Source organism: Aquimarina algiphila (assembly GCF_007489275.1).
GTDB lineage: Bacteria > Bacteroidota > Bacteroidia > Flavobacteriales > Flavobacteriaceae > Aquimarina > Aquimarina algiphila.
The window spans coordinates 52,723-61,495 of record NZ_VLNR01000040.1; the positions used below are offsets into that span (position 1 = coordinate 52,723).

The 8,773-nt window shown below is 31.6% G+C and carries 8 protein-coding genes and 1 pseudogene; 3 read left to right on the forward strand and 6 right to left on the reverse strand.

What is annotated here, in order from left to right:
- Positions 1 to 3: 3 nt before the first annotated feature.
- The gene (locus FOF46_RS18085; RefSeq protein WP_109437997.1) at positions 4 to 690 is read left to right on the forward strand and encodes an ABC transporter ATP-binding protein; all 687 of its coding nucleotides are present in this window, start codon (positions 4 to 6) and stop codon (positions 688 to 690) included.
- A 66-nt stretch (positions 691 to 756) separates the two neighbouring features.
- Entirely contained in the window at positions 757 to 2,214 is a 1,458-nt protein-coding gene (locus FOF46_RS18090; RefSeq protein WP_109437996.1) for a sodium:solute symporter, read from the forward strand.
- On the opposite strand, the gene FOF46_RS18095 is transcribed toward FOF46_RS18090, so the two are convergent.
- On the reverse strand, positions 2,191 to 2,553 hold the full coding sequence (locus FOF46_RS18095) for a CoA-binding protein (protein WP_143917424.1): 363 nt from the start codon (positions 2,551 to 2,553) through the stop codon (positions 2,191 to 2,193). The genes FOF46_RS18090 and FOF46_RS18095 overlap by 24 nt on opposite strands.
- A 438-nt stretch (positions 2,554 to 2,991) precedes the next feature.
- Between FOF46_RS18095 and FOF46_RS18100 the strand changes: the two genes are divergently transcribed.
- Positions 2,992 to 5,361: a TonB-dependent receptor gene (locus FOF46_RS18100; RefSeq protein WP_143917425.1), complete on the forward strand. Its 2,370-nt coding sequence runs from the start codon at positions 2,992 to 2,994 to the stop codon at positions 5,359 to 5,361.
- A 291-nt stretch (positions 5,362 to 5,652) separates the two neighbouring features.
- Here the strand turns inward: FOF46_RS18100 and FOF46_RS18105 are convergent, their stop codons facing one another.
- From FOF46_RS18105 to FOF46_RS32580, 5 genes and pseudogenes are all read right to left on the reverse strand, one after another.
- Positions 5,653 to 6,660: a 3-oxoacyl-ACP synthase III family protein gene (locus FOF46_RS18105; RefSeq protein WP_143917426.1), complete on the reverse strand. Its 1,008-nt coding sequence runs from the start codon at positions 6,658 to 6,660 to the stop codon at positions 5,653 to 5,655.
- 332 nt (positions 6,661 to 6,992) lie between these two features.
- Entirely contained in the window at positions 6,993 to 7,265 is a 273-nt protein-coding gene (locus FOF46_RS18110; RefSeq protein ID WP_143917427.1) for a T9SS type A sorting domain-containing protein, read from the reverse strand.
- Positions 7,266 to 7,376: 111 nt separating this feature from the next.
- The gene (locus FOF46_RS18115; protein ID WP_143917428.1) at positions 7,377 to 8,009 is read right to left on the reverse strand and encodes a response regulator; all 633 of its coding nucleotides are present in this window, start codon (positions 8,007 to 8,009) and stop codon (positions 7,377 to 7,379) included.
- A complete protein-coding gene (locus tag FOF46_RS18120; RefSeq protein ID WP_167571873.1) occupies positions 8,002 to 8,631 on the reverse strand; it encodes a sensor histidine kinase in 630 nt (209 codons plus the stop codon). Before FOF46_RS18120 ends, FOF46_RS18115 begins: the two co-directional genes overlap by 8 nt.
- A 28-nt stretch (positions 8,632 to 8,659) precedes the next feature.
- Positions 8,660 to 8,773, reverse strand: a pseudogene (locus FOF46_RS32580) (IS982 family transposase); the annotation flags it as partial.

Below are 8,773 nucleotides of genomic sequence, written 5' to 3' on the forward strand. Positions count from 1 at the left end.
TACATGGGAAATGTCATAGAAATCAGAGGAATTATAAGAAACTTTCAACTGGGTCAAGAAACTGTATATGTATTAAAAGGCATTGACCTGGATATTGCACGTGGAGAATACCTAGCAATTATGGGGCCATCAGGCTCTGGTAAATCTACTCTTATGAATCTTTTGGGATGTCTGGACACGCCGACCGATGGCACTTATAACTTAAATGGAAATGATGTTAGCCAAATGACAGATAATGAATTGGCAGATATCCGAAACCGGGAAATTGGTTTTGTTTTTCAGACATTTAATTTACTTCCTCGAACTACTGCTCTTGATAATGTTGCGCTGCCCATGGTATATGCCGGCTCTTCTAAAAAAGATAGAATAGTAAGAGCAGAAGAAGTATTGACAGATGTTGGACTCTCTGATCGTATGGATCACAAACCTAATCAATTATCAGGAGGGCAAAGACAACGTGTCGCTGTTGGACGGGCATTAGTTAATAAACCCTCTATAATATTAGCAGATGAACCTACCGGTAACTTAGACTCTAAAACTTCATTAGAGATTATGCAGCTTTTTGACGATATCCATGCTGCAGGCAACACCGTTATTCTAGTAACTCACGAGGAAGAAGTTGCAGCACACGCACATCGAGTAATTCGTTTGCGAGATGGTATGATCGAAAGTGATGTTAGAAATAAATAGTTTTAAATTTATACTCTAGGGTTTCTGGTTAATTTGTATTTTGGGAATCATTTTTAACCGAAATTCATGCAACCTTTACACATTCTACTCCTTATTGCGGCTTATTTTGGGGTCCTCCTTCTTATCTCATATTTTACAGGGAAAAATTCAGGAAATGATGCTTTCTTTAAAGCCAATAGACAATCACCATGGTATATTGTTGCTTTTGGAATGATCGGAGCCTCCCTAAGCGGAGTAACCTTTATTTCTGTACCTGGATGGGTAGAAGCTTCACAATTTGGCTATATGCAGGTGGTTTTGGGGTATTTATTTGGGTATTTTGTCATTGCATACATATTGATGCCAATATATTATAGATTAAATGTAACCTCAATATATCAATATTTAGAACAGAGATTTGGTATTGTAAGTTATAAAACCGGAGCATTTTTCTTTTTTATCTCCAGAGTCCTAGGGGCATCTTTCAGGCTATATCTTGTAGCTATAGTGCTGCAAAAATATATCTTTGATGAATGGAATATACCTTTTGAAATCACTGTAATACTTTCTATCATTCTTATCTGGATCTATACGTTTAGAGGTGGAATTAAAACCATAGTCTGGACGGATACTTTGCAAACATTATTCATGTTGATAGCTGTTGGAATGGCTATTTTTTACATCAATGATAAAATTGGGTGGTCTTTTTCAGAATTTTTAAACTCTGACGAATTAGACAACTATAATAAAATATTTTTCTTAGATAATTTTCTGGCAAAAGGGCATTTTTTAAAATCGTTTATAGGCGGTATGTTTATTACTATCTGTATGACTGGATTAGATCAGGATATGATGCAAAAAAACCTTACTTGTCGTAATTTAAAAGAAGCTCAGAAAAATATGGTTTCCTTTAGTCTGGTTTTAATAGTAGTTAATTTTATTTTTCTTCTTTTAGGTGCTCTGTTATTTATTTATTCAGATCAATTTGATGTAAGTACCCCCCTAATGGATGGAAAAGCCAAAACAGACTTGTTATTCCCAGAAATAGCTATAAATGGAGGATTGGGAATTATATTAGCTATATCATTCATTCTTGGCTTGGTAGCAGCAGCTTATAGTAGTGCAGATAGTGCACTAACTTCATTGACCACATCATTTTGTGTAGATTTTCTAAACATCGAGAAAAAAGACAAAGAGTTACAAACCGGAATTCGTAAAAGGACTCACGTTGGTATGAGTATACTATTGATTTTGGTCATTATTGTTTTTAAACATGTACTTACAGAAAATGTTATAAGTAACTTATTAACCGTAGCAACCTATACTTATGGACCTCTGTTAGGTTTATTTTCTTTTGGGATTTTTACAAAATATAAAATCCATGACCAATATAGCTGGATAGTAGCCTTAGCTTCAGTTTTGATTATAATCGGAATATCTAATATTCCTCCCGAATTAATTGGAGGATATGAAATAGGTTATGAATTACTACCTCTTAATGGTCTAATTACATTTTTTGGATTAATATTGATTCGTAGAAAGTAACACAAGAGTGCAAGCCACTTCTATCTCTATATTAGCTTCTCTAAGAATTTTATAAAATTCTGGATTTTCTGTCCCCGGATTAAAAATCACTCTTTTTGGATGTAGGTTAACAATAGGAATATAATAAGGTTGTTGTCTCTTAGGATTTAAATACAAAGTTACGGTATCAATATCATCTATATTCTGTATATCTGTATCAACTGGAACACCTGCTACCTCTCCTTTTCTCAAACCAACAGCAATAACTTTATGGTTATGACTTACTAATTTATGAATTGCAAAATTTGAATACCTATCTTCCTTTAAAGAAGCACCAAGAACTAATGTTTTTTTCTGCATAAAATAGTATTTGTTTTTTTGAACGAAAGGTATCTTTTAAGGCTTCAAATGTAGTAAAAAACGTTAAAAATGACTTGAAAAATGTTAAAAACAAAAGATGAGTGTAACACAAATCTATGTGGTACGTCTTACTTATAAAAGATATGAATTTTCATAAATTTAGTTAGTTAGTTACTTAAATAATAATCAAATTTTATTCATAGTTGATGGTTAGTGTTACTATTTGGTTATTATAGAAAACCGCCCTTTTTTCAAAGGGCGGTTTTTAATTATTTAATATAATGTTAAAGTCTAAAATTAGATGTAACAGAACTTAGACAAGGTCGTCTAACCTTTATACACGATTAATCACCGTGCTAATTTTAGTAAAAAATTCGCATCTGTATTATGTTATACAAAGTACAATGCATTGCATATATCAATCAAATAAACATTCAAATGAAAACACTTAATCAAAAAACTGTTTTATTACTTTTCTCATTATGGTGCCTTCTGCTTTCTGCTCAACCCAGTAATGAAGCTGTGGTAGGTACTATCCAAGGAAAAGTTATCGACAAGAACTTAAACCAACCTATCCCCTATGCCACTATTGTAATTAATGATGGAGCTAGTAAAGTAATAACAGGCGGAATTACAACAGAAAACGGAGATTTCCTAATTACCGATATTCCGAAAGGAAATTATACTTTAAAAGTTCAATTTATAGGATACACAACATATTCCCAAGGTATCGAGATTTCAAAAAAGAACAAAGATCTTAACCTAGGTACTATTACACTAGAGGAAGCCGCTGAAGCTTTAGACGATGTAACTATAGTAGCAGAACGAACTACTATCGAACAAAAAATTGATCGTAAAGTTATTAATGTTGGTAAAGATTTAACCACAACTGGAGGTAGTGCAGCAGAAATCATGAATAATATACCTTCAGTTAATGTAGACCAAGATGGTAATATTGCTTTAAGAGGAAATCAAAATGTTCGTATTCTTATTGATGGTAAGCCCACTAATATTGACGCTTCTCAACTATTAAGGCAAATTCCGTCAACTTCTATTAAGAAAATCGAATTAATTACAAATCCTTCTGCCAAATATAATCCAGAGGGAATGAGTGGTATTATTAATATTGTATTACATAAAAATAGCAACATAGGATTTAATGGTAATGTTAATCTAGGGCTTAATTATGATAAAAATGCTCGTTTTAATAGTTCTGTCGATTTAAATTATAGAACAGGTAAAATAAATTTTTATGGTAACTATGGTAATAATATTACCAAAAACCTAAATGCAGGTTTTGTTTTTAGAGAGGATCAAAATTACAGAACAGATTTTCAATTTTTAGATAATAATAAATCACATCTCTTTAAATTCGGGATGGATTTCTTTATTAATGATAACAATACTGTCTCTGTATATACCAATCAAAATCTATTTGATGGTTTAACAAAGGGATCCACAGACATTATTTTCTTAAATAATGATCAAAGCAACTTAACACAAGATTTAATAAGTGATAGTGATAATTTAGGCTCTACTTATAATTTTGACTATAAACATGACTTTAAGAAAGAAGGACATAATATAGAACTTGAAGTCGATTATAATGTTTTTGAAAGTGATAGTGATGATGATTTTCTTTTTATAGGAGGAAACAATTCACTACCAAACTATAATGATCTCATTAATAACGAAAGGAAAAATACGACAATTAACCTGGACTATGTAAATCCTTTATCAGAAAAGACCAAACTAGAAATAGGATACGAGACTCGATTAAGAAGAACCGATAATGATTATGAATCTACTCTTTTTCAGGATTCAAAATATAGTTATGATAGAGATATCCATTCATTTTACACAACATTTGGTCAGAATTTTGAAAAATGGTCATATCAATTAGGTGCTAGAATAGAGAACTATGAAGTAGAAGCTGTATTTAATGGTGAAAAAATATTTGAAGACGATATTTTTACTGTATACCCATCAGGATATCTTAATTATACTCCTGGAGAAAAGAACAGCTATCAGTTAAGTTATAGTCGTAGAATTGATCGACCTGGTTTAAATCAAATAAACCCAATACGAGAATGGAGCACCCCAAGAATTGTTTCTTTAGGAAACCCGTCTCTTGATCCACAATTTACTAATTCTGTTGAAGCTAATTATACACGGAAATTAGAAAAAGGCTCAGTTACTGGAGGAGTATTTTATCGATTAATCAATGATGAAATCAATCAAGTACTAATAGAGAATCCAGATGTAGAAGAAGGTCAAATATTAACTTTTGATAATTTTGAAAACAATTCTGCCTATGGTATAGAAATCTCAAGTAATTATAAAGTAACCAATTGGTGGAGTTTTAATGCAAGTTTTGATCTTTATGGGCAAACTCAAAAAGGAGTAGTAGAAAATGTAAACCGTGAAGTTGATGCCGTAATCTATAATTTTAGAATTAACAATAGTCTTAAAGCTACTAAAAATTTAACTTTTCAAGTTTTTGGATTTTACCGTGGAGAACAAGAAGGTGTATTATTTAAAACTAAACCGTTTTACTTTGTAAATACAGGAGCTCGATACAACTTCATGAAAGGCAAAGGAACGGCTAGTATTAACTTTAATGATATTTTTAATACAATGCGTTTTAGATTTTCTGGAGACAATCCTTACCCACAAAATGGGCAATTTCAAGGAGAAACACAAACTGTTTTTTTAGGGCTATCCTATAGGTTTGGAAGTGGAAAAAACAGAAAGGCATCTAGGAAACGCAGAGATAATAACGAAAAATCAGGTGGAGGCATACTTTAACATCACTTTTTTTAATAAATATGTTAATAAGAAAAACAATGCTTAATGAATGTGTTAAATTCAATACAGATTCCTCAAAAACTAAATTAACGTTAAAAAAATGTAAAAAAACAACAAATTCTGTAACACATTGCAATTTGTTACGTTTAATATAGTAATCATGGTTATGATTTATTTGAATTAGCCTTTAAAAAATTAATAACCGAGTTATTAGATAAGAAAACGCGAAGCTTAATTGCTTCGCGTTTTTCGTTTTAATTTATCATCTAGCCTAGTCATCGGTTTACAATACTACCATTTTATAATAGCACTACCCCATGTAAATCCGCTTCCAAAGGCCGCCAACACCACCAAATCTCCTTCTTTGATTTTGCCTTCTTCCCATGCCTCAGTAAGTGCTATCGGAATTGAAGCAGCTGTAGTATTTCCATATTTTTGAATATTATTGTATACTTGATCATCAGATAGTTTAAATTGTCTTTGTACAAATTGAGATATTCTTAAATTTGCCTGATGTGGTATTAACATATTAATATCTGCCGCCGTAAGATTATTTGCCTGTAATCCTTCATTAATTACTTCTGAAAAACGCACTACAGCATTTTTAAAAACAAACTGACCATTCATATATGGATAATAAGGAATATTCTCTTGTGGGTCTTCTGCAATAATCTCAGGAACCCAATGTTCTGTACTTGGCCCTTCTAAAGATAATTCTTTTGCATGTGCCCCCTCACTATGTAAGTGTGTCGATAAAATTCCTCTACCCTCTTCTTTACTTCTTGTCAATACAGCTGCGCCTGCGCCGTCACCAAAAATAACAGAAACTCCTCGTCCACGGGTAGTCATATCTAAACCTCCACTGTGATTTTCGCTTCCAATAACCAAAACATTTTTATACATTCCGGTTTTTATAAACTGATCTGCAACAGATATTGCATATACAAATCCGCTACATTGATTACGAACATCCAATGCCGGAATAGTTTTCATATCCATCATATCCTGAACCCGTACTCCTCCTCCTGGAAAATACATGTCAGGACTAAGTGTAGCAAAAATTATTAATTCTATATCATCTTTAGAAATATCTGCTCTTTCTATTGCAATTTTTGCAGCTTTAACTCCCATTACAGAAGTACTATTACCATCACCTTTTTTGATATGACGTCTTTGTTTTATACCTGTTCGCTCCTGAATCCACTCATCATTGGTATCCATTATTTTAGAAAGGTCATCGTTTGTCACCACATTTTCAGGAACATAATATCCCAATCCAGATATTTTTGAAGTATACATATAGTTAATTATTGTGTATTGTGCTTTATTTTACGCTTAATTAAAAACTGGCGGACAATATATGTATTCTTAGCATCTTGATAAAAGAAACAGCAATTATATTATATGCACGCATAACAAATACAATTATAAATACCCACATAGTAGCGATATAAAGAAAATGAACTTTAAAATTTACTAAGAGTTCTAAGTAATTTTTCTAAAATCTGAGCTTAAAAAATACTGTAAAGTACATATTATTATATAATACCCTAGAAAACAACAAACAGATCAACAAAAAAGAGACCACCAACTAAAGTCGATAGTCCCCATTCCCCCAATCTTCCTAAAAACTAGAGTTTTAGAAATTTCTTAATAACTGTTCTATTTTCATCACATATCTTAATCGTATACATCCCTGCTGGGAACGATACAAATGAGATTGTATTTCTGATTGATAATTTTTTATTTTCTTTAACCAAATGCCCTTTTGGATCAAAAATGCTGCATCGAGCAGTAGACAAATCAGTTGTGCGATCAATATAAATCTCTCCTTTTATTGGGTTTGGATACACTAAAAAAGTACTACCTCTAGAACTATATATTTCAGTATTAACATCCAACATTACATTAATCTGTTTTCTCTTTAAATATTATATAAGCAAAGATATAAATACATGAGGCGCTATAACATACGTAGCGCTACGTAATCTTACATCAGAATATATGTGTATACATCACAATAATAACTGTTTATTTTTCTGTGACCAGATGAGCAAAGCATTAGGTTTTTGCTCCAGGGTAAGTTTCCTAATAATATTTGCTCTATGTTTTTCTACAGTTCTTACCGAAATACTCAATAGCTCTGCTATCTCAGTGCTAGTCATTTCTTCTGCTATACGCTTTAAAATTTTTATTTCTGATGGAGTTAACTTATCTATATCAGAATTTCCTTCTCCTATATGGGTAAATCGTTTATATATTTTTTCACTAAAATAAGGTTCTCCTCTACAAACACTTGCTATACAGGCTTCTATTTCACTTAAGGCAAATTCTTTTAACAGATACCCATGAATATTATATTTTACTGCTTCTTCAAAGAATTTTTTCTCTTTGTGAAGAGTTATTAAAATAACCTTGGTATCCATACCATGCCGCTTACAGTTTTTTGCAACATCAACCCCGGTAAGGTTAGGCATTTCAATATCTAAAATAGCAATATCTGGTTTGTCTTTTATAATTGCATTATACGCAGAGAGTCCATCAGCATGAGTGCTAATAATATTATATTTTTTTTCTTTTAAAAACTCTTCTAACCCCCTTAAAAGCAAAGGATGATCATCTGCGATAAGTATATTAGGTTTAAACATGCTTTGGTATATTAAATATAAGTGTGGTTCCCTGATCAATCTCTGAAAGTGTTTTAAAGCTGGCTTTCAAGAATTTTGATCGTTCACTTAATGTTTTAAGGCCAATTTTTGAAACAGATGACTTTTCTTTAGAAACATCAAAACCTTTACCATTATCCTTGATAATTATCTCTACATCAGTTTCTTTATTGATTACTATAATTTCTGCAGATCTTGCATTAGAGTGTTTGAGAATATTATTAAAACTCTCCTGCACTAATCTATAAATATTAACTTCTTTTTCTTGATCAAAAACCGTATCAATATTATCAATTTCTGCTGAAATAAATATATCATAGTTCTCATCAATCATCTCTACACTACTTTGTAATGTTACTGTGAGGCCAAGTTCTTCTAGCTTAAACGGATGTAAACTTCTAGATATTGCACGTACCTCATCAATTACTCCATCTACAATACTCGCTGTCTTTTGATCCTTATTTTGAAGAACCTTATTTTTAACCAACAACAAACTTTGACCAACACTATCGTGTAAATCTTTAGAAATACGTTTACCAACCCGTTCTTGTGTTTGTAGAAGTTCTTGTAAAAAGGATTGTTGTAATTTTTTATTCTTTACCAATAACATTCTATTTCTACCCGTTGTGCATTTAGTTAATATTAATTTTTAGGTTGTTTATATTTCTGTTGAATTCAAACCTATTGATATATTGAATAATGGTCATTGCTGTGATCTTTGATAAGATTCTATTTTTAAATCCCTC

Coding starts and splice junctions, on each gene's coding strand:
- FOF46_RS18085 (WP_109437997.1), top strand. CDS start 4: ATGGGAAATGTCATAGAAATCAGAGGAATTATAAGAAACTTTCAACTG.
- FOF46_RS18090 (WP_109437996.1), top strand. CDS start 757: ATGCAACCTTTACACATTCTACTCCTTATTGCGGCTTATTTTGGGGTC.
- FOF46_RS18095 (WP_143917424.1), bottom strand. CDS start 2,553: ATGCAGAAAAAAACATTAGTTCTTGGTGCTTCTTTAAAGGAAGATAGG.
- FOF46_RS18100 (WP_143917425.1), top strand. CDS start 2,992: ATGAAAACACTTAATCAAAAAACTGTTTTATTACTTTTCTCATTATGG.
- FOF46_RS18105 (WP_143917426.1), bottom strand. CDS start 6,660: ATGTATACTTCAAAAATATCTGGATTGGGATATTATGTTCCTGAAAAT.
- FOF46_RS18110 (WP_143917427.1), bottom strand. CDS start 7,265: ATGTTGGATGTTAATACTGAAATATATAGTTCTAGAGGTAGTACTTTT.
- FOF46_RS18115 (WP_143917428.1), bottom strand. CDS start 8,009: ATGTTTAAACCTAATATACTTATCGCAGATGATCATCCTTTGCTTTTA.